A 16,410-nucleotide genomic window follows, 5' to 3' on the forward strand; every position below is an offset into this window, starting at 1 on the left:
TGCTATTCCTCCCTGTAATTATCCTTCAATTCATTTAAATCTATGTGAAGAATTTTTGCTACTTTTATCAAGTCGTATGCTGTAAAACAATCTGTTCTAAGCTTGGTGATAAGTGACTTATAATTAATTCCAGTCCTATCAGCAACCCATGTTTTTCTACGACCCTGATCTTCAATTTTTTCTAGGATGATTTCGTTTATCTTCATTATAAACTATCCTTTCTTATTGTTCTTCCTATTTTTAATTATACAGTGAGGATATAGCAATGTCAATCCGTTTTATTTTAATTAAATTTATTATGGATGAAATTAAAGAATTCTATTCATAAAAGATTTTTGAATAAATGACTTCTCTTATCTAAATTTCTCCATCGATCTCCTAAGAAGATATTCTCCAGTCCATCCTTTCTCCTTCATTATTTTAGTGAATAAAACTTTATTGTAGTGACAACTACGGTCATATTCTTTAGACCAATATTCATACATTTCTCTTTCATTGTAATTGATTAGTCTCTCATGTAAAACTTTTTGCTCTTGTTTAAAAGTTTCTATAGCTTCCTCATGCCCTTTCCAATACTCCTGATGTGATTTCTCTACGATTCTTCTCCATTCGTCATGTTCATCTCTCCACTTCTTTTTATCCATCTCTAGTCTTATACCAGATGGAGTTGTAACAGCTATTGCTGCCAGTGCCGCAGAAACAATGATACTAATGAACATAATCTTCCTTCCTTTCATCATATGTAATCACAATCTCACCATCATTATGCTGCTTTCTCAGCCTACAATAAGTCTCATCATCACACATAATATCTACAGTTTGGTTTAAATCTAAGTCTCTGTAGACGATTCTATATTCCATATGTTCATCTCCTGTCATCGAAGAAATCCGAAATTTTACCAGCCAAATCAGCCACAACTGTTATGATTGCCCCTAATACTCCAAAATAATTCAGCACTGGCACAAGGATCATTAACCAATCTTTATCTCTGAATGCCAATCCTTTGTATGCGTTTGAAACATTGTATTTATAGAGGTATCCCAAATACGTTACAAGAGCACATACAAAGTAGAATCCAACATAGCTCAAACTAATCACTCCTTAATAGAAATTAATAAGAAACACATCTAGATTTTTTAAGTAGTCATCATGCAGTTCGCTTGGTTTCATTCGATCAATATCATTATTGTATCCTTCTAGCTCATAGAAAATATATTTCTTAGTTTCTAATAATTGCTTAATTGTAAATTCTTCATCCTCTAACTTTACAACATCAGAATCAGTAACAGGAATGAAGATAGCGTATGTTCCAGCGTCATCTTCATCTAATAGTAAATATAAATTCTTACGACCATAGTAATCTTTAAATATAAACTTTTGTAAGTACCTATAGGTTTTTAATGTGTCTCTTGCTGAAAATCTTTTACTTGGATTCATATTGCACTCCTTTCTCGCTAAAATTAAAGTTTTTAAACTGAATTCACCTGTAATCCAAATCGTATCCCATCTCTTCTATCGCTTCTTTTACCAGTGGGATGTGTAGTAATGTGTCAAAGTTAACATTTAAAAACCCACATCTACTCACAGAGAATCTGTTCGCCATCATTTCACATTCTATACTACCAGCTTCTAATGGGTATGGATTTTGCGTCTCGTCAACATGGTGTCCTAATTCATGTAACAAAGTAAACTGCAAATACTCTTTAGTTCTGCATATATTCGTATCGATTACTATAATCGGTAATTTTCTTATCAAAGTGGTTCGTTTGTTAATTATAATTTCAAGACAAAACTCTTCTTCCTTTTTACTAGCTTCATATTTAGCAAAGTAAACACCCATTGGATTGTGATTGATGATATCCAAGTTATGAGCACAGTATATACCTCGTATTCCTCTCCATTCTTCTTTAGAAGTTACTTTTTCAACTTCCTTCATATCTTTGTATAGTTTTCTATCTAAGATTCCATAAACTTTCACACCATGTACTGTTAAGATGGGTTTCATTTTTATATCTCCTCCTTTAAATTATATTTCAATAAAACTCTAATTTCGCTCAGTTTTCCATAACATCAATTAATCCAAGTCCAACCTTTGCCAACAATACGCAAAGTCCAAGTCCAGCTATGATACCTTTACCATCGCCTTCAATTGTAAAAAAGAGTGTTAAAGCTATAGGAGCAATGAAGAATACAATTAACACCGAAGCACTTTTCAGCCACCATATAGTTTCTTTCTTCTTATCCTTTGCTTTAAATATTCTATAGAATGGTAATCCTATCATCATACCTATAAAAATTGGAAGGAATATAATATTTATTAAACTGTTAATCAGATAAGATATCATTGTTACTACTCCTTTTAAAATACATCACTTATATAATCGTATAACTTTTCAGTTATTTTACATTCTACTCCGTCATCCATAAAGATTATTCTATACTCAATATGATCTTTCCAAGGTACAGGCTTTACTGTATACAATTTGTATACTTCTCCACCTTCTAAGCGTTCAATTAACTCATCAGTTGAAATACTTCCTCTCATGCTGAACAATCCCCTTTTTCTGTATAAATCAGTTCTTATACCGAAAATTAGCTTTTCTTTAAGTATATAGCAGCTCTGAAGTCAAATCTTGGGTCTTTAATAATCACAATCTTTATATTGTACGGCTCAAGTAACTGCACTAGTTCACCAAGTTCGAAAATATGGTTAATATGAGAATCACCCCATACTATGTAATCTCCATCATAGACTTCATCATTCAAGCCAAAGTGAAAGTCATGTTCCTCGTCTCTGCTTCTTAATACTCCAATAACTTCATCATCAGCGTGAAACTTTCCTTTTTCAAAATATATGTCCATCATATTTAACCACCTCTTATTTCTGTATAAATTGATTATTTCTTACAGTTTTTCAATTTTTACATCTGTAACACCTTTAATTTGAATATCATAAGCATCTGTAACAGTTCTAATGGCTTCTACGGCAGCTCTACCTTCTAAATTAGCTTCATAATCATCGGAATTCATTCTATCTAATGCAAATTCAAAGTGACTTCTTACGACCTCTTCTGGTTTAGGTTTAATTTTATATCCAATGTACAGTGCTTTAATCAACGTATCTAAATCGATATATCGTAAAGGGCTAACATTTAAATCTTCAAACACAACATTATGTTCATTATCCATAAACTCCTTGATGATCGCTTCGTTGTCCATCTTCCCTTTTAATATTTCAATTGCTTTAGCGTATTTTTCTTCAATTTGAACTGTCATAGTTATTCTCTCCCTTTTCTTTTTAAATTTAGTTTTTTATTACCATTACCTCTATGAACTTATTATACTACATTCAGTCCATAAAGATAACAGTTTTTATAAATTATTTTTAATTTTTTAACTTTAATTTGCTTTTTGTACTATTTCCTTGCTTTCTACGGTATATTTACGCCCTGTTCTAGATACTTTATTCCAACTATGTTTATTCACAAAGTAAGCTAATGATCCAATCATTGCTGTCAATAAGTTAATGAATCTGTAAACAAGTAAATCAAGAATGATTGTTACTGTTAAAGCAAAGAAGTCTTTCTTCCCATATGAATGACCGTAATCAGATGATACCGATAAAGCTGCAATTGCATAGAACAGGTTTGCGAACACTGACGTTACTGTGTAGATTAAAAATATTTTAGCTGTTAAACCTGAGAAGAGTACGATAGTTGCTATAACAAAGAATCCTGTGAGGTATGAAGCTAATACACCTGTTAAGAATGAGTCAAAGATGAAGAAGAATGAAACTTTATTAGTGAACATTGTCTTCATAAATGTCTTGAAGTAGATAATAAAACAATCAATAAAAGCTTTTTGCCATCTAATACGCTGCTTATATAAGTCTCTCCATGATTCAGGAGCTTCTGTATAACAAATTGCCTCTGGAATGAATAGTATCTTTTTGCCTTTGTGTTTCATAGCATACTTTTGCACTTTTAATGTAATGTCAATGTCTTCTCCTATTGTACGTCTATATCCTCCTACTTCCATTAATACTTCTTTTCTAAATACTCCAAATGCTCCTGAAATAATCGACAGTGCGTTTGCTCTAGCTAATGAAGCCTTTAATACGTAAAACCCTTTTAGATATTCTAAAATCTGAAAGCGAACAATTTGTTTACTTTTTCTTAATGCAGGAACTAACTTTCTATTTTCAAACTCTGTGCCTTGGAGAATATGCACATTCCCACCAGCAGATATCACAGATTCATCAGTAAAAGCTTTATTGATAATTGAGAGCGATGATTCATCTAGCACACTATCTGCATCTAACGTTATAATTAATTCATTAGATGAGCAAGCTATACCAGCGTTTAATGCGTCTGCTTTTCCTCCATTAACTTTATCTATAACTTTTACATTAGAGTAAATTGTAGATTGATAGAATCCTTTCACTGGCATGTAAGGTAACTCACTATACGGGACACTATTCTTATCAAGTGGTGAAAGTTTTAATAAGTCTAATAGCATTCTCATAGTCTCGTCACTTGATCCATCATTGATGAAGATTATCTCATGATTTTTATATTTCAGATTTCTCATGCCACTGATACATGTTTGAAGTATACTCTCTTCATTGTAGCAAGGAACTAAGATACTAATACCCTGTTCTTTTGTCTTATTGTCATGCATGTAAAAAGGTTTCTTACTCACTAAAAGCAAAGCATTGATAATGTGGAATAACGGAAAAACTATACACAGTATAAACACTACTATAAAAAATGTATGCATTATATTCATCCCCTCGGTATCTTTTTAAATACTTTTACGTAGTCGATATCAAATGACGTTGGCAGCGTACCATCTGACGGTTTACCAATCCAATTTCCTCCTACGGCTAAGTTAATTATTAGATACATTGATTCATCTGATATACCTCTATTTGCTGTAAACGTTAATTTATTATCAACGTAATATCTAATTTCTCCCTTTTCCCATTCAATAGCATAGTCATGATACTCATCGTTATTACTTAATGAATAAGTAGTATGATCTGTTTTAGTCTTACCATTATCACCTTCAAAGTGATATACAGCATAAATATTGTTCGGTTCTCCACCATTCACTTCGAACATATCAATTTCAGGTAAGCTGCTCTGTTGATCAGAAGGCAACATCCATATCGCAGGAAATAACCCCTTGCCCGTTGGATACTTTGCTCTTATTTCTACTCTCCCATACTTAAAATCAAACTTTCCTAACGTGTCAATCTTTCCCGATGTATAAGAATAATCTTTATAATTCTCTTCTTTTGCAGTTAAGTTTAATGTGCTGTTTGATGTAGAAATATTTTCACTTCTATAATACTGAATCTCACCATTGTAATTTTTTCCATCATTTACAGCATTCCATTTAAACTTATCAAGATTAGGTGTATCAAAGGAATCTTCCCATACTTTATTCCATGTTCCTGTTTCAGTAGTTATCTTCTCTGCCTTGTAAATCGCTGGAGTAGGCTTCTCTTTCTTCTCCTCACTATTTAAACTAACTACTTTATCTTCTTTATTGTTTGGTTTTTCGTCCTCTTTAAGTAGTGGTATCATGACTAATATATAACCTACCACTAAACATATGAGGACGATGTGTAACTTCTTCACACGTTCACTTCCTTAAGTGTTCAATTCTGTTAGATGACTCGTAAGAAATGTTCATTGTCACTAAAAACTTGCTCATACTTTGTCACTTTACTTCCTAATTTACCAAGCATATTCAACTCACTTTCTAATGCCTCTGCCCAAGTATTAAAGCTACAGTCTTCGGTGCTTTCCTTTTTATCAATACCTTCAATGATCCATTCTAAATTTGAAACAATATCTTCTAAATCACTAATTAACTGATAGTTGACTGCTTTTCTTGGATTGTGATTTTTCAATGTGCTTTCCTTTACGATGATTATTCTTAGTTGAGGAAGGAGTTTCTGAGCAATAATTTTAACTTCTACATCATCTAAATTATCAAGAAGATATCTTTTAAGCTCCACCTTATACTTCCATCTAGGCATTTATCTTCACTCCTTGTAAAATTTTAGCATACAGTTGCTACATTATCTACTGTTATTTTTATTATGTATAAGATTATTTTCCTATTTGAATAAATTATATTTTAATACTAGAATAGTTGATATTGCTACTATTGGCAATATAATCCCCAATGTTCTTGCTGAAACTATGATAATATCCATCCATTCTTGACTTGATACCTGACTCATCTTATTCATCCCCTTTTTCGAATTAGACTCTCTCAGCTAACACTTCATCAAACGTTTTCGATGTTGGTTCATATCCTTTTTCTTTTAGGTCTTCTACTATTGCTATCTCTGTGATCCATGCGTCTGCGACTATTGACTTTTCTTTACCGTTTTCATCAATCCATTCTACTAAGTACATTTAACATATCCCCTTTATAAATTATTTATAATTCATTAACTTTAAGTTAATAATCTATACCAACCTATTGCCGATACTGTCATTACAGTCCAAATTGGAATTGATAAAGCTGCTGCCCATATTAACCCTTTTAAAAAATTGCTTTCTCCCATCTTAAATCTCCCCTTAGATTTAGAATAAAATCACAATTTCATACAGTTGTTTTTTTAATTAACATCGGTGTCATAATTCCTAGATCATTTTCATAATAGATAACTTCATATTTAGCTGCTTTCATTGTAGTATCCCCTTTGTTAAATAATTTCTTCAAATACTTTATTTGTTAATATTATATTAACACGGATCAAAATTAATATCAAGTATTTATTTATAATTTTTTAATTTTTATTTAAACTTTTACCTTGCTCAACAAACCCTTATACAATGCACTCTCACTCCAGTCCGTATCGATGTAATATTCTAGAGAAAATATGTAAGTATAAAAAGAGTTTTATGTAAGTAGAAGACTATTTAGTGCAGTACTCAGACGGACGTATATAGAAATACATAATAATTAATAATCATATAAGAATCAATATAATAATCAGTATTTAAAAAACGCTAAACCAAAGATCAGTTTAGCGTTTTTGCTTATCTATATTATACGTATGTATTTAAAAATTTTCTAGTCTTACAAAGTAGTGGTTGTTATATTTAGTGTAAATTAGATTATCCAAATCATCATATTCATATGTACATTCTAATTTATGTTTAACAATTTTAAGCAGCTTATGTTTCACTAATATGTCATTGTATTTCTTAATTGTGTCGGTATCAATCCCTAAATGTTTTGAGATAGTTTCCTGTCCTGCAAAGCAATAATGTTTAGAAGGTTCTTCAGTTCTATTTATGTATGACTCATAATAATAAAGTAATCTAAATCCTGTCCAGCCTATATGCTCAATCTTATTGAATATTGTAGCTGGTAATTGAGTGAATTTCTTTGATTCAATCGGTACAGGATTAAATATTATATCTATGCCTCCTTTAGTTGGGAGTCTTCTAATTTCATTAATTATAAATCCTTGCTTATGTAAACTAGACAGTGACTTCTTAAATGTTCGATTATCACTTATGTATAATTTATGTTTTAGTTTCTGGTGATCTAGAGATTTAAATTCACACTCTCCATATTGTCTAAAGTTGTGGTATTTTAATATCGAGTAAATAGCAAAATCACATGCAGTTAATTTACATTCTACATTCCGTATAATTTCATCAGGAATTTGCACTTTAATCATCTTCTTTTCATTTTGAACGGCTGATTGGGTAGCTACACTTTCTAATTGGTTAACGTTAGACAAAAAATTTCCTCCCTATCGGTTTTGTTTGGTTAACATTTAAATCCTATTTAAGCAGTTCTTTTGCTAGGTTCCATTTATCTATGGCAACCTGAAGATCGTTAATTAAGATGTATTGATAAAAAATTCTATCTGTTATCGGATGTTTTGCTTTGGTCACATAGCGAAAGCCTTTCCTCTTCAAATACAAATTCATATCCTCATCATAACAATAAAAGAACTCAATTTTACTCGGATTCATTTTAAACTCTCCCTTTTATTAATTTATTTACTATATTTATACTCCTTTCATCAACTCAGAGATTTTGAACAGACTTATCCCCTGTAAATATATCTTATCATCTTTTATTTGTATCGTCAACATTTTTTATAATTATTTTATTAATAAATAAAAAGCCACCATAAGGTAGCTTAATCTGCATATTTTATTTTCCCATCTTTTAATTCAGCGTAGTATTTAATCCAGTTAAACTCTTTCCATGCTTTGTGATTGCCATATGATTCCTTAATCGGTCTAGGTTTCTCTCCGTCCACCCAATCATCCTCAATATGATTATGAATAATTGTTCCATCGTCTTTTTTAATTTTCCATACAGTTACATTTTCCATAAATATCTCTCCTTAAAGTAAGTTAACATTTCCTTTGCTATCTGTTTTATATTTAACACCCATACTATCTTCATTATTTATTAAAGCTTCAGCCATTGCGCTTTGCTTTCCGATAAATTTAAGTAATCGATCCTTCTCATCTTCTGCATTCTTAAGCTTATTAGACAATAATTTTGAACGCTTTTCTAAACGTTGGATATCCTCATTAACATTTTTATCTACAGATTGAGTCATTTTTGCAAAATCAAACTTAATCATATTGATATCATCTATGATAATTTCTTGCTGTTCTTTCGTTTCTTCAAGCTTACGCCACACTTTAGCCAAACTACCAACTATAATTTCTTGCTGTTTATTTAATAAAGTTTCAAATTTCTGAATTAACTTATTGTTATTTTCCTCAATCATTTGTTCTATATTGTTCTTACTGTTATTAACAATTGTTTCTTTCTTATTAATCTCCTTCAATTTTAACTTTAAAGGACTCAACTTTGTATTCCCTGTGTGCCATCGGCTATATAATCTTGGATGAGGTATTTCCATTTCTTCAGAAATTTCTTTAAGTGCATATGTTATTTTTACTCCGTTGTCTAACTTGTTTCTTACACTTTCAATAATATTATTATCTAATTCCTCAGTCCAATTAGTATGAGCCTTAATAGCACTCTCTTTCTGTTTTTCTGTTGAAATCTCCTCAATTTGTAACAAATAGTTCTGAACTTCTTTAGCAACAGGTGATCTGTCCAGCATCATCGCCATTCTTAATACGGCTCTTTTAGTATACATAGTCAGACTTGCTCTAGCTGTCAAAAATATATTGTGTTTAGCATATAAATCACTCTTATATTTACCTAATTCGCTACCTCTTAGTATAATAACTCCATCTGCCTCAAATTCTTCTTTACCTTTCTTCATAACACTTCTCAGGGTCATCTGAGTAATCTCAAAATACTCGCACACTTGTTTAGAATCAACATAGTTCCCTATAGGTAAGACAGTTAATTCTTTAACTTTATCTAATACTTCAGTCCTATTGATGAATTTGTCCCTAACTTCCTTGTCACCTTTAATCAATTTCAACGCAACATCAGCCACAACTATACCCCTCTCTTATATCTCGTTCTTTATTGTTTAATTTTCATTATATTCCTATTCAAATATTCTGTCTATATGTATTGGTTAAATTCCCTATTGTTGGATTACTAAACATTATGTATAACTCTAGAGGAATAATCCCCTAGAGTCGTTTGCAGTATTACTTGTCACAGCCAATCCCATCGCCATCACGATCCAAATGTGATGCATATCCTGGTTGACCTTTATAAATCGGTGCTGCACCTGCTTCTCTGGCTTCTGTACAGTTACCGTATGAGACGCTTTGTGATTGTTGCTGTTGTTGAGCCTGTGCCTCTTGTTGCGCTTTCTCTTCAGCCTCTTTCTTAGCCTGTGCTTCTGCTAGAGCCTTTTCCTCAGCGTCTTTCTTTGCTTGTTCTGCTTCAGCTTGTTGTTTTGCTTGTACCGCTTCTTGTTCTTTTTGCTTCTGTTCTGCTAATTTCTTTGCTTCTTCCTGTTTCTTTAATTCTGCTTGTTTCTGTTCTTCAGCTTTCTTTTGATCTTCTTCTTTTTTAGCTGTTTCTTCTGCTTTATCTACACTAGCAGTTCCTTCTTTGACAAACTCATTATACATTTCTTGACGCTTACCTTCGTTGTAGATATATTCGTCAGAGAATTTACTTCTCCATTTTGCAGAATCTTCGCCTAAACTTTCAATTTTGAATCCTAAATATTTATTCAACTCTTCTCGTGTGACATCAGTAGTATAAACTTTACCTTCAAATGGCAATGTTAATGAAACTGACTCTAAGCCTTCAAACTGTTTAAGAAGTCTAGCTGGTTCACCAACCATGATCTTTTGAATAGCTTCTCCAGTTCCAAAATAATTTTTATAACTATCTTCTGTTACTTTGCTGTTAGGATTCTCTTTTTTATAGTCTGCGAATGAATCAGCGTATTTAACAATCGCTTTATTTTCATCTTTTAATTCAGTAGTAGTGATAAATGTACCGCCTGTTAAGCTTCCTGCATACATATTGAATTGTTTCTCATCTACTGTAGGAGTTTCTTTGGCTGTTTTAGCTGTTGTTTCTTTAGGTTTGCTTTCTTTTTGAGGCTTACTTTCTTCTTGCTTAACATCTTCTTTACTGGTAGAATTTTCTGTGGTGTCAGAACATGCAGCCAACATTCCACAAGCGATCATAACAACTAACATCTTTTTCATTTTCATTCTCCTCTTTTTAGTGGCTATTATTACCACTTTATTTAACAACTTGATTATATACCAAAGTTTGTCTTAAGGCAATAACTTTTTATAATTTGTTAGTTTTTATTTCAGGCAAAAGAAAAACACCCTTCGGTCGGCGAACTTTAGGGTGTTTTCTCGAAAAGTCTCCCAAGTTTTTTGACGGACTAAGAGACTCTTCTTAACAAAATGAGAAGGAGTTAACCTTCTGTTTTTATAATTACATATTATCAACTATAGAATGGGCTGTCAAGCATCAAATATCTTTTTGCGTAATTCCTCAAGTGTCACGTATTCACCATTCTCTATTTGTTTTCTACCTCTTTCAATTGCCTTGTGTTCTTCTTCTGTTATCACTTCATCTTCTTCTGGAATTTGATCAAGGAAGCGTTCATACTTATCTTTTTCGTTCAAGCAGATCACCTACTTTACTCTTTTACCTATATTATACACTAACTAATTCGCTATAAAACTGTAGATTTATTGAATTTATGATAGCTTATCTTTTAACTTCTTTTTAAACTCATCACTAAACACATCATTGTCAATTGCAGTAGATAATAATTCAAACATTTCTTCTTCATTTAAATCAAGAGGACGTGTAATGAATCTTTCTCCACCATTTTCAGTTGGCTTATAGTAACAGAATCGAATTTCTTCTTCCTGCTTCTTCTTGACGTAAATACGTTCGATCTTGCTAATATGAGTCCCTTTATCTAATGTACCCTGTTTCATGACTCCGCAATATTCAGTTTCTCTAATAAATTGACCTTTCACACGATCATCCCCTTAATTTGTATTTACAAGGATATTATAACATAAACTGATAATTAAAAACAAATAAATTATAACTCATGTTATTTTATGTGTATTTTATTTTTATTTTGTATGATATTATTTTTAATGACAAAGAAATGAGGTGGCATCATGAATGAAGAAAAGATTGAGTACGACTTAAACAAAATATACGATTACAAAGATTTACCTGATAAGAAGGCTGGTCGCTGCGATAACTGTGATAGTGTAAAGTTCAAAAGCTACGTGGCAAATAGAAAGTTTATACGTACTTGTATGAAATGTGGAATGAAAAAGAGCATCTGAATTAACAGGTGCTCTTAGCTCTATATACTATTCAATTCCATCTCGTTTCTTAGCATCTTCAGGATTCAATATTTCAAAGTCTAAACGTTTCTCTGATCCTAAATCATCCATACTTTCTGTCGCATATGGTGCATCAAATACCAACTTTACGTTTTTAATGTCTTGTGTGTTATCTTTTAGTAAATACCACACTTGACCTTCTTTCTTAACTTTACCTAAAAAGTCTCCGCCTACTTCTCCAGACATGAATGTTTCAGCATCGACTTGTTCACCTGAATCTGTAACTAACACTGATTGATCAGGATAGAATGAAACATCTTGGTCAGAAGTGTTTTCTGCTTTCATTGTGACAACTATTGCTCGTATCTCATCTTGGTCATTAAACATAGACTTCATATCTTCATTCGGTCTAATATCTGCTACTTTCATATTTTCAATGTATAAATTAACTGAGCCAAATTGAACAGGTTTTAAAGGTGCGTCAGAACCGTCAATTCCTACTTCATCGTTGTATCCAAACCCATAGTCTCTTACTACTCCAAAACCGTCTTTATAATACCAACCGTCTTTGCGATCTTTTGCCGATATTCCATCAGCAGTTCCTTCTGCATCTTCGTTGTTTGCAATCTCTTCTTGTTCATCCGTTCCCATATTCTCATCTGTCTTTTTAATCGCTGAGTTACTTTCATTCTCCTGAACATCTTGTTTCGTGTCTTCTTTACTTACTTCGTCTCCTCCACAAGCTGCTAAAGTGAATAAGCTCCCCATTACTAAAGCCATTAATAATTTTTTCATATCTTTCTCTCCCCTCGTTAATTCAAGCGACTATCTTAATGATAAAATTAAATCCAATATTTGTATACAGTTTTATTAAATTTATCTAGGTTCTTTATTTAATGTAATTGGAATATCTTTTAGTTTAGATTCTAAAGTTGATATACGATGTTCTGTTGTTATCGAATCTTCTTTTATTAAGACTGTTTCATTATATAAGTCAAGGTACATTAGTATAGAGAATAATAAAGCGAATGAGAGTAAATACTTTACATACTTCATATTATCCCTCCTATACGTTAAGATATTGGAGTCTTATCAATTTTCAGTTTAAGCATCTGAATCTTATAATACGCCTCATCGATGGCTCCTTCCTGAATTGTGATTCTCTGTAATAAATATAGATTAAAAACAATCATCATAATGAGTATTATTGATATCACTATGCTAAAAAGTTTAATCTAACTCACCTCCTTTGATTATATGTATTATTTATTAATTATATGACTTTTAGTGATCTCCAATCTTCATTGGTTTTCCGCAGCACTCTTGTGTTTTCTTGGGATTTACTTTAGATAACACAAAACCACAGCACTCGCATTCTTGAATCTTACCAAAAGTTCTGATCAGGTCTTTTATCACAGACTCTCTTAAAAACTTATCTGTCGCCTCCCTACTTAACTTAGGTGGTTTTCTTTGTAAGAAACTCATAAACTCCATCCTCCTTTAAATCTGTAAAATCAGCTTTTTATTAAAACTTCCCCTAAAAATTCGTATAAGGCTTTCATGTGATCCATATTCATTAAGTTTCGATTTTGACTAACAAAATACCATCTTTCACTATGATGGAGAATTGAAATGCACATTATTAACTTTCCTTTAGGGTCATCACTATAATCCCACAACCAATAGTCAGCACCTGTTACACCTTCTCCAGCTAACACAAACTTCATGTAACCACTCCTTTTAATAAAATAAGGTTTTTATTCCAATTATTTAATTAATTTCCTTTTATATATCCATCTAAAAGACTGACATCTGTTTCATTCATTTTAAATAGCTCAAGTGTATTTTCACAGTCTTTATAAGAACTAATTAATAACTTAGGATAAATTTCTCCTAATTCAATTAGGTCTGCCATTTCCGTTGTAGACTTATGTACCCCTCTACCAATATGAAAACAACTTGGTGCTGGTGAAGTATATCTTACTTTTTCTCCTTTACTCGCATACTCAGTGTCCTTAAGAGTAATGAATTCAACAGACTTTAAATAACTGTCTCCTTCTACTCTGTCAATTTCTTTCCACATTTTAGACCAAATCTTCTGTCTTAATCCTACCCTAACTGCGTTATCCCAAGCATTTCTACAAGCATCTTCACCATATGTGTTTATTAATCGCTCACTTTTGAAATATTCCATAGTCACTTCTCCTCCTCAATAAACTTCTGCTTTCAATTTTGCAACTTCCATTTCTAAGTTAAATACTGTACTTCCTAATTCTAGCACTACAGCCCTATTCATAGCGTTGTTTTCTAACTCCATTATTTCAACAAATGTTTGAAAATGATTAATTTTACGCTCATGTTCCTCGATTAGCTTCTTATTTAGTTCATTTAACTGACCTTTTGTCATTGCCATTTTTAATTCCTCCAGTTATTTTATATTTTAATAAAATCAAGTTTTTATCTTAATCCCAATACAGCTTTAATTTCTCTCTGTTTCTGTTGTTTACCTTTTCTATAGCCTTCATCACGTTCTTTTGCAATCTTATGCCCAACATTAATAAGAAAGTCAACCATGCCGAAATTATCAATAACTAATTGATATAAATACTCACACAATTCTTTCGTCTCCTCCTTAGAAAGAAGAGATTCAATAGTTTCAACAGCTTTTTCATCTGTAATGTTGTATCCTTGACCAAATCGACTTTTAAATCTATAAAGCTTACTACCCTTACTCCATCCACATGATTTTATTTGCAACTCTTCAAACTTTGTACTATAGTAACTACCGCTTGTTTCAGTTTCATGACCGATCCACTTTTTGTTCATTTTAATTTCCTCCTCCAATTAATTATTTTCATGATATTGATCTATTAACTTCTTTACTTCTGGAAACAACTCACAATATTCTCTTACAGTTAATGTTCCTCTTAATTGACTTTCGTTGACTTCTTTGATAGTAAATTCTATATATTCTACACCACTGACATTTTCCATTTCTTCACGATGTTCTTTTTCAAAGTCATTAGCTTCTTTTTCACTTTTGAAAACATCATGATAATTTGTACGCCAATCATCTCCATGATGTGTGTAATAAGCAATATAGTATTTCATTTTAACTCCTCCTTATTTAATCTACTTTTTTAAATACGGATATTTTCATTAATTTTGGATGTTAATTCTTCGAGAGTGTATTCAGGCTTTTTTGATTGAAGTTGGCTGAGAAGATTTCTAGCAATGTCGGCTAATATATCCATTCTACCATCATACATACATTCATTAATCATTTCTCGAACTTCTTCAAATTCATCCTTTTCTTTCACTGTCATCCCTGCCTTCTCAATATCTTTGATTAGCTGTTCTTTAGTTACATTTTTATAGTAGTTATCCATAATCTCAGCTCTATTTTTCATCTACTCTCCTCCTTATTTATTAATTGACTTTAATGTTTATGTATAGTTTATGATCTCCATTCAACCAATTATGAATCTTCTCTAAGTTTTCTTCTGAAAATATTTCATTTTCTTTATTGTACCATTCTTCAAACCTAAAATTATACTTCTTCACATTGCAAGTTTTGCAGGCTGGAACACAATTACTTAAATCATTTTCTCCATCATGATGAACATGCTCCTTATGAAAGTCTCCATTTATAATTTTCTTGTTTAATTGAACCCAGTGTTCCTCAATTGGTAAACTACAATAAGCACATCTATAATTAAAATAGTTTTTACAATCTTCCCATTCTTCCTCAGTTGTCTCATGATGCCTATGCTGCTCTGCATATTTTTTCATTTTGTCAGGATTATTTTTTATCCACTCTTGATGCAGTCCTTCCTTTCGTCTTCTCTCACTATTTTCTCTCATTTTAATTTTGGCATCAGGTTTCTTATTCCAATTTCTATTATATTGTCTTTTTATTTCAGGATGCTCTTGGTACCACTTTTTAGCTGCTTTTTTATTACACTCTTTGCATTCAGGATGATAATAAATCCAATTTCCTCTCTTTTTACTTTGTTTCTTTTGTTGATAAAAATCTTCTAATGGCTTAATTTCATTACATCGTGAACATTCTTTCAAGTATTAACATCCTCCTTTGTTATTTCCGTGTATTCAGGATTCTATAGAGATTTATTGATTATCACTAATTTTATCTAATAGCAAATGAAAGATACTCAATTCCTCTTTAGACAATATCCCACTTTCATTAAGTGTCTTCCAGTTAACACTAACCAATTCTCCATTAATATTCTTAAAGATAGGCTCTTTTAGATTATTCATTAATATCTCCCCTTTTGTAGTTTACATACTTATATTCATTTAAATCATTTTCAATCATATATTCAAAGATTCCTGCCATATTGTACATAACGTTTCCTGTTAGATATTCAGATTCTCCATCAACTCCTAACTCCCCATCCTTACGTTGTGTGAAAGGTACATTATATACTATCAGTTTTCCATTATACACTGTTTTAAGGACAGTCGGCTGTCTTTCGTTTAATCTTTGTCTCATTCTTTTTATTACTCCGTATTCTCTATTTCCACTCATTTTCGCACCTCCTAAGAATTCCATTATATCAACGTTTCTAATCCTCTGCATTTCAATAAAATGACGACTTTATACAA

General features: G+C 31.7%; 32 protein-coding genes. 1 reads left to right on the forward strand and 31 read right to left on the reverse strand.

What is annotated here, in order from left to right:
- Positions 1–2: 2 nt before the first annotated feature.
- The 20 genes from WKH56_RS20475 to WKH56_RS20570 form a co-directional block, all read right to left on the reverse strand.
- Positions 3–206, reverse strand: coding sequence for a hypothetical protein (locus tag WKH56_RS20475; protein WP_342836460.1), 204 nt, complete (start codon positions 204–206; stop codon positions 3–5).
- Positions 207–353: 147 nt separating this feature from the next.
- Entirely contained in the window at positions 354–719 is a 366-nt protein-coding gene (locus tag WKH56_RS20480) for a hypothetical protein (RefSeq protein WP_342836461.1), read from the reverse strand.
- A 146-nt stretch (positions 720–865) separates the two neighbouring features.
- Positions 866–1,090 (reverse strand): hypothetical protein, encoded by a 225-nt coding sequence (locus WKH56_RS20485; RefSeq protein WP_342836462.1) that lies wholly within the window; start codon positions 1,088–1,090, stop codon positions 866–868.
- Between the two features lie 12 nt (positions 1,091–1,102).
- Complete coding sequence (locus WKH56_RS20490) at positions 1,103–1,438, reverse strand: hypothetical protein (RefSeq protein WP_342836463.1); 336 nt, start codon at positions 1,436–1,438, stop codon at positions 1,103–1,105.
- Positions 1,439–1,481: 43 nt separating this feature from the next.
- Entirely contained in the window at positions 1,482–2,006 is a 525-nt protein-coding gene (locus WKH56_RS20495; protein ID WP_342836464.1) for an ImmA/IrrE family metallo-endopeptidase, read from the reverse strand.
- A gap of 49 nt (positions 2,007–2,055) precedes the next feature.
- The gene (locus WKH56_RS20500) at positions 2,056–2,346 is read right to left on the reverse strand and encodes a hypothetical protein (RefSeq protein WP_342836465.1); all 291 of its coding nucleotides are present in this window, start codon (positions 2,344–2,346) and stop codon (positions 2,056–2,058) included.
- Positions 2,347–2,360: 14 nt separating this feature from the next.
- A complete protein-coding gene (locus WKH56_RS20505) occupies positions 2,361–2,546 on the reverse strand; it encodes a hypothetical protein (RefSeq protein ID WP_342836466.1) in 186 nt (61 codons plus the stop codon).
- Positions 2,547–2,593: 47 nt separating this feature from the next.
- Positions 2,594–2,866: a hypothetical protein gene (locus WKH56_RS20510; RefSeq protein ID WP_342836467.1), complete on the reverse strand. Its 273-nt coding sequence runs from the start codon at positions 2,864–2,866 to the stop codon at positions 2,594–2,596.
- A 39-nt stretch (positions 2,867–2,905) separates the two neighbouring features.
- The gene (locus WKH56_RS20515) at positions 2,906–3,277 is read right to left on the reverse strand and encodes a hypothetical protein (protein WP_342836468.1); all 372 of its coding nucleotides are present in this window, start codon (positions 3,275–3,277) and stop codon (positions 2,906–2,908) included.
- Positions 3,278–3,400: 123 nt separating this feature from the next.
- On the reverse strand, positions 3,401–4,789 hold the full coding sequence (locus WKH56_RS20520) for a glycosyltransferase family 2 protein (protein ID WP_342836469.1): 1,389 nt from the start codon (positions 4,787–4,789) through the stop codon (positions 3,401–3,403).
- On the reverse strand, positions 4,786–5,592 hold the full coding sequence (locus tag WKH56_RS20525; RefSeq protein WP_342836470.1) for a glycoside hydrolase family 16 protein: 807 nt from the start codon (positions 5,590–5,592) through the stop codon (positions 4,786–4,788). Before WKH56_RS20525 ends, WKH56_RS20520 begins: the two co-directional genes overlap by 4 nt.
- 83 nt (positions 5,593–5,675) lie before the next feature.
- Positions 5,676–6,050 (reverse strand): hypothetical protein, encoded by a 375-nt coding sequence (locus WKH56_RS20530; RefSeq protein ID WP_342836472.1) that lies wholly within the window; start codon positions 6,048–6,050, stop codon positions 5,676–5,678.
- Positions 6,051–6,279: 229 nt separating this feature from the next.
- Positions 6,280–6,435, reverse strand: a complete 156-nt coding sequence (locus WKH56_RS20535) for a hypothetical protein (RefSeq protein ID WP_310877100.1) — start codon at positions 6,433–6,435, stop codon at positions 6,280–6,282.
- 653 nt (positions 6,436–7,088) lie between these two features.
- Positions 7,089–7,778 (reverse strand): hypothetical protein, encoded by a 690-nt coding sequence (locus tag WKH56_RS20540; RefSeq protein WP_342836475.1) that lies wholly within the window; start codon positions 7,776–7,778, stop codon positions 7,089–7,091.
- A 43-nt stretch (positions 7,779–7,821) separates the two neighbouring features.
- Positions 7,822–8,016, reverse strand: a complete 195-nt coding sequence (locus WKH56_RS20545) for a hypothetical protein (RefSeq protein ID WP_342836477.1) — start codon at positions 8,014–8,016, stop codon at positions 7,822–7,824.
- A gap of 170 nt (positions 8,017–8,186) precedes the next feature.
- Complete coding sequence (locus WKH56_RS20550; protein ID WP_342836479.1) at positions 8,187–8,384, reverse strand: hypothetical protein; 198 nt, start codon at positions 8,382–8,384, stop codon at positions 8,187–8,189.
- Between the two features lie 12 nt (positions 8,385–8,396).
- Complete coding sequence (locus tag WKH56_RS20555) at positions 8,397–9,479, reverse strand: hypothetical protein (protein WP_342836481.1); 1,083 nt, start codon at positions 9,477–9,479, stop codon at positions 8,397–8,399.
- Between the two features lie 160 nt (positions 9,480–9,639).
- On the reverse strand, positions 9,640–10,662 hold the full coding sequence (locus tag WKH56_RS20560; protein ID WP_342836483.1) for an excalibur calcium-binding domain-containing protein: 1,023 nt from the start codon (positions 10,660–10,662) through the stop codon (positions 9,640–9,642).
- A gap of 270 nt (positions 10,663–10,932) precedes the next feature.
- Positions 10,933–11,097: a hypothetical protein gene (locus WKH56_RS20565; protein ID WP_310877103.1), complete on the reverse strand. Its 165-nt coding sequence runs from the start codon at positions 11,095–11,097 to the stop codon at positions 10,933–10,935.
- A gap of 75 nt (positions 11,098–11,172) precedes the next feature.
- Complete coding sequence (locus tag WKH56_RS20570; RefSeq protein WP_342836486.1) at positions 11,173–11,460, reverse strand: hypothetical protein; 288 nt, start codon at positions 11,458–11,460, stop codon at positions 11,173–11,175.
- A 150-nt stretch (positions 11,461–11,610) separates the two neighbouring features.
- On the opposite strand from WKH56_RS20570, the gene WKH56_RS35160 reads away from it, so the two are divergent.
- A complete protein-coding gene (locus WKH56_RS35160; protein WP_481861967.1) occupies positions 11,611–11,784 on the forward strand; it encodes a DUF8096 family protein in 174 nt (57 codons plus the stop codon).
- A 27-nt stretch (positions 11,785–11,811) separates the two neighbouring features.
- On the opposite strand, the gene WKH56_RS20575 is transcribed toward WKH56_RS35160, so the two are convergent.
- From WKH56_RS20575 to WKH56_RS20625, 11 genes are all read right to left on the reverse strand, one after another.
- Positions 11,812–12,579: a hypothetical protein gene (locus WKH56_RS20575; protein WP_342836488.1), complete on the reverse strand. Its 768-nt coding sequence runs from the start codon at positions 12,577–12,579 to the stop codon at positions 11,812–11,814.
- Positions 12,580–13,068: 489 nt separating this feature from the next.
- Complete coding sequence (locus WKH56_RS20580; protein ID WP_342836490.1) at positions 13,069–13,269, reverse strand: hypothetical protein; 201 nt, start codon at positions 13,267–13,269, stop codon at positions 13,069–13,071.
- Between the two features lie 29 nt (positions 13,270–13,298).
- Positions 13,299–13,511, reverse strand: coding sequence for a hypothetical protein (locus WKH56_RS20585; protein WP_342836492.1), 213 nt, complete (start codon positions 13,509–13,511; stop codon positions 13,299–13,301).
- A 47-nt stretch (positions 13,512–13,558) separates the two neighbouring features.
- Positions 13,559–13,978 carry a hypothetical protein gene (locus WKH56_RS20590; RefSeq protein ID WP_342836494.1) on the reverse strand — a complete coding sequence of 140 codons (420 nt, stop codon included), beginning with the start codon at positions 13,976–13,978 and terminating at the stop codon, positions 13,559–13,561.
- A gap of 15 nt (positions 13,979–13,993) precedes the next feature.
- Entirely contained in the window at positions 13,994–14,197 is a 204-nt protein-coding gene (locus WKH56_RS20595; protein WP_342836496.1) for a hypothetical protein, read from the reverse strand.
- 44 nt (positions 14,198–14,241) lie between these two features.
- Positions 14,242–14,610, reverse strand: a complete 369-nt coding sequence (locus WKH56_RS20600) for a hypothetical protein (RefSeq protein ID WP_342836498.1) — start codon at positions 14,608–14,610, stop codon at positions 14,242–14,244.
- Positions 14,611–14,628: 18 nt separating this feature from the next.
- Positions 14,629–14,895, reverse strand: a complete 267-nt coding sequence (locus tag WKH56_RS20605) for a hypothetical protein (protein ID WP_342836500.1) — start codon at positions 14,893–14,895, stop codon at positions 14,629–14,631.
- A 29-nt stretch (positions 14,896–14,924) separates the two neighbouring features.
- Positions 14,925–15,194: a hypothetical protein gene (locus WKH56_RS20610; protein ID WP_342836502.1), complete on the reverse strand. Its 270-nt coding sequence runs from the start codon at positions 15,192–15,194 to the stop codon at positions 14,925–14,927.
- 19 nt (positions 15,195–15,213) lie between these two features.
- Positions 15,214–15,861: an HNH endonuclease gene (locus WKH56_RS20615; protein WP_342836504.1), complete on the reverse strand. Its 648-nt coding sequence runs from the start codon at positions 15,859–15,861 to the stop codon at positions 15,214–15,216.
- A gap of 51 nt (positions 15,862–15,912) precedes the next feature.
- Positions 15,913–16,062: a hypothetical protein gene (locus tag WKH56_RS20620; protein ID WP_342836506.1), complete on the reverse strand. Its 150-nt coding sequence runs from the start codon at positions 16,060–16,062 to the stop codon at positions 15,913–15,915.
- The gene (locus WKH56_RS20625) at positions 16,055–16,333 is read right to left on the reverse strand and encodes a hypothetical protein (RefSeq protein WP_342836508.1); all 279 of its coding nucleotides are present in this window, start codon (positions 16,331–16,333) and stop codon (positions 16,055–16,057) included. Before WKH56_RS20625 ends, WKH56_RS20620 begins: the two co-directional genes overlap by 8 nt.
- Between the last annotated feature and the right edge of the window lie 77 nt (positions 16,334–16,410).

The organism is Priestia sp. SB1, from assembly GCF_038898415.1.

Bases quoted from the DNA above. Each gene is read 5' to 3' on its own strand.
- WKH56_RS20595 (WP_342836496.1), bottom strand. From the start codon at position 14,197: ATGGCAATGACAAAAGGTCAGTTAAATGAACTAAATAAGAAGCTAATC.
- WKH56_RS20480 (WP_342836461.1), bottom strand. From the start codon at position 719: ATGTTCATTAGTATCATTGTTTCTGCGGCACTGGCAGCAATAGCTGTT.
- WKH56_RS20625 (WP_342836508.1), bottom strand. From the start codon at position 16,333: ATGAGTGGAAATAGAGAATACGGAGTAATAAAAAGAATGAGACAAAGA.
- WKH56_RS20500 (WP_342836465.1), bottom strand. From the start codon at position 2,346: ATGATATCTTATCTGATTAACAGTTTAATAAATATTATATTCCTTCCA.
- WKH56_RS20620 (WP_342836506.1), bottom strand. From the start codon at position 16,062: ATGAATAATCTAAAAGAGCCTATCTTTAAGAATATTAATGGAGAATTG.
- WKH56_RS20550 (WP_342836479.1), bottom strand. From the start codon at position 8,384: ATGGAAAATGTAACTGTATGGAAAATTAAAAAAGACGATGGAACAATT.
- WKH56_RS20525 (WP_342836470.1), bottom strand. From the start codon at position 5,592: ATGATACCACTACTTAAAGAGGACGAAAAACCAAACAATAAAGAAGAT.
- WKH56_RS20520 (WP_342836469.1), bottom strand. From the start codon at position 4,789: ATGAATATAATGCATACATTTTTTATAGTAGTGTTTATACTGTGTATA.
- WKH56_RS20535 (WP_310877100.1), bottom strand. From the start codon at position 6,435: ATGTACTTAGTAGAATGGATTGATGAAAACGGTAAAGAAAAGTCAATA.
- WKH56_RS20510 (WP_342836467.1), bottom strand. From the start codon at position 2,866: ATGATGGACATATATTTTGAAAAAGGAAAGTTTCACGCTGATGATGAA.
- WKH56_RS20530 (WP_342836472.1), bottom strand. From the start codon at position 6,050: ATGCCTAGATGGAAGTATAAGGTGGAGCTTAAAAGATATCTTCTTGAT.
- WKH56_RS20585 (WP_342836492.1), bottom strand. From the start codon at position 13,511: ATGAAGTTTGTGTTAGCTGGAGAAGGTGTAACAGGTGCTGACTATTGG.
- WKH56_RS20610 (WP_342836502.1), bottom strand. From the start codon at position 15,194: ATGAAAAATAGAGCTGAGATTATGGATAACTACTATAAAAATGTAACT.
- WKH56_RS20495 (WP_342836464.1), bottom strand. From the start codon at position 2,006: ATGAAACCCATCTTAACAGTACATGGTGTGAAAGTTTATGGAATCTTA.
- WKH56_RS35160 (WP_481861967.1), top strand. From the start codon at position 11,611: ATGAATGAAGAAAAGATTGAGTACGACTTAAACAAAATATACGATTAC.
- WKH56_RS20490 (WP_342836463.1), bottom strand. From the start codon at position 1,438: ATGAATCCAAGTAAAAGATTTTCAGCAAGAGACACATTAAAAACCTAT.
- WKH56_RS20505 (WP_342836466.1), bottom strand. From the start codon at position 2,546: ATGAGAGGAAGTATTTCAACTGATGAGTTAATTGAACGCTTAGAAGGT.
- WKH56_RS20515 (WP_342836468.1), bottom strand. From the start codon at position 3,277: ATGACAGTTCAAATTGAAGAAAAATACGCTAAAGCAATTGAAATATTA.
- WKH56_RS20560 (WP_342836483.1), bottom strand. From the start codon at position 10,662: ATGAAAAAGATGTTAGTTGTTATGATCGCTTGTGGAATGTTGGCTGCA.
- WKH56_RS20575 (WP_342836488.1), bottom strand. From the start codon at position 12,579: ATGAAAAAATTATTAATGGCTTTAGTAATGGGGAGCTTATTCACTTTA.
- WKH56_RS20580 (WP_342836490.1), bottom strand. From the start codon at position 13,269: ATGAGTTTCTTACAAAGAAAACCACCTAAGTTAAGTAGGGAGGCGACA.
- WKH56_RS20600 (WP_342836498.1), bottom strand. From the start codon at position 14,610: ATGAACAAAAAGTGGATCGGTCATGAAACTGAAACAAGCGGTAGTTAC.
- WKH56_RS20605 (WP_342836500.1), bottom strand. From the start codon at position 14,895: ATGAAATACTATATTGCTTATTACACACATCATGGAGATGATTGGCGT.
- WKH56_RS20475 (WP_342836460.1), bottom strand. From the start codon at position 206: ATGAAGATAAACGAAATCATCCTAGAAAAAATTGAAGATCAGGGTCGT.
- WKH56_RS20545 (WP_342836477.1), bottom strand. From the start codon at position 8,016: ATGAATCCGAGTAAAATTGAGTTCTTTTATTGTTATGATGAGGATATG.
- WKH56_RS20590 (WP_342836494.1), bottom strand. From the start codon at position 13,978: ATGGAATATTTCAAAAGTGAGCGATTAATAAACACATATGGTGAAGAT.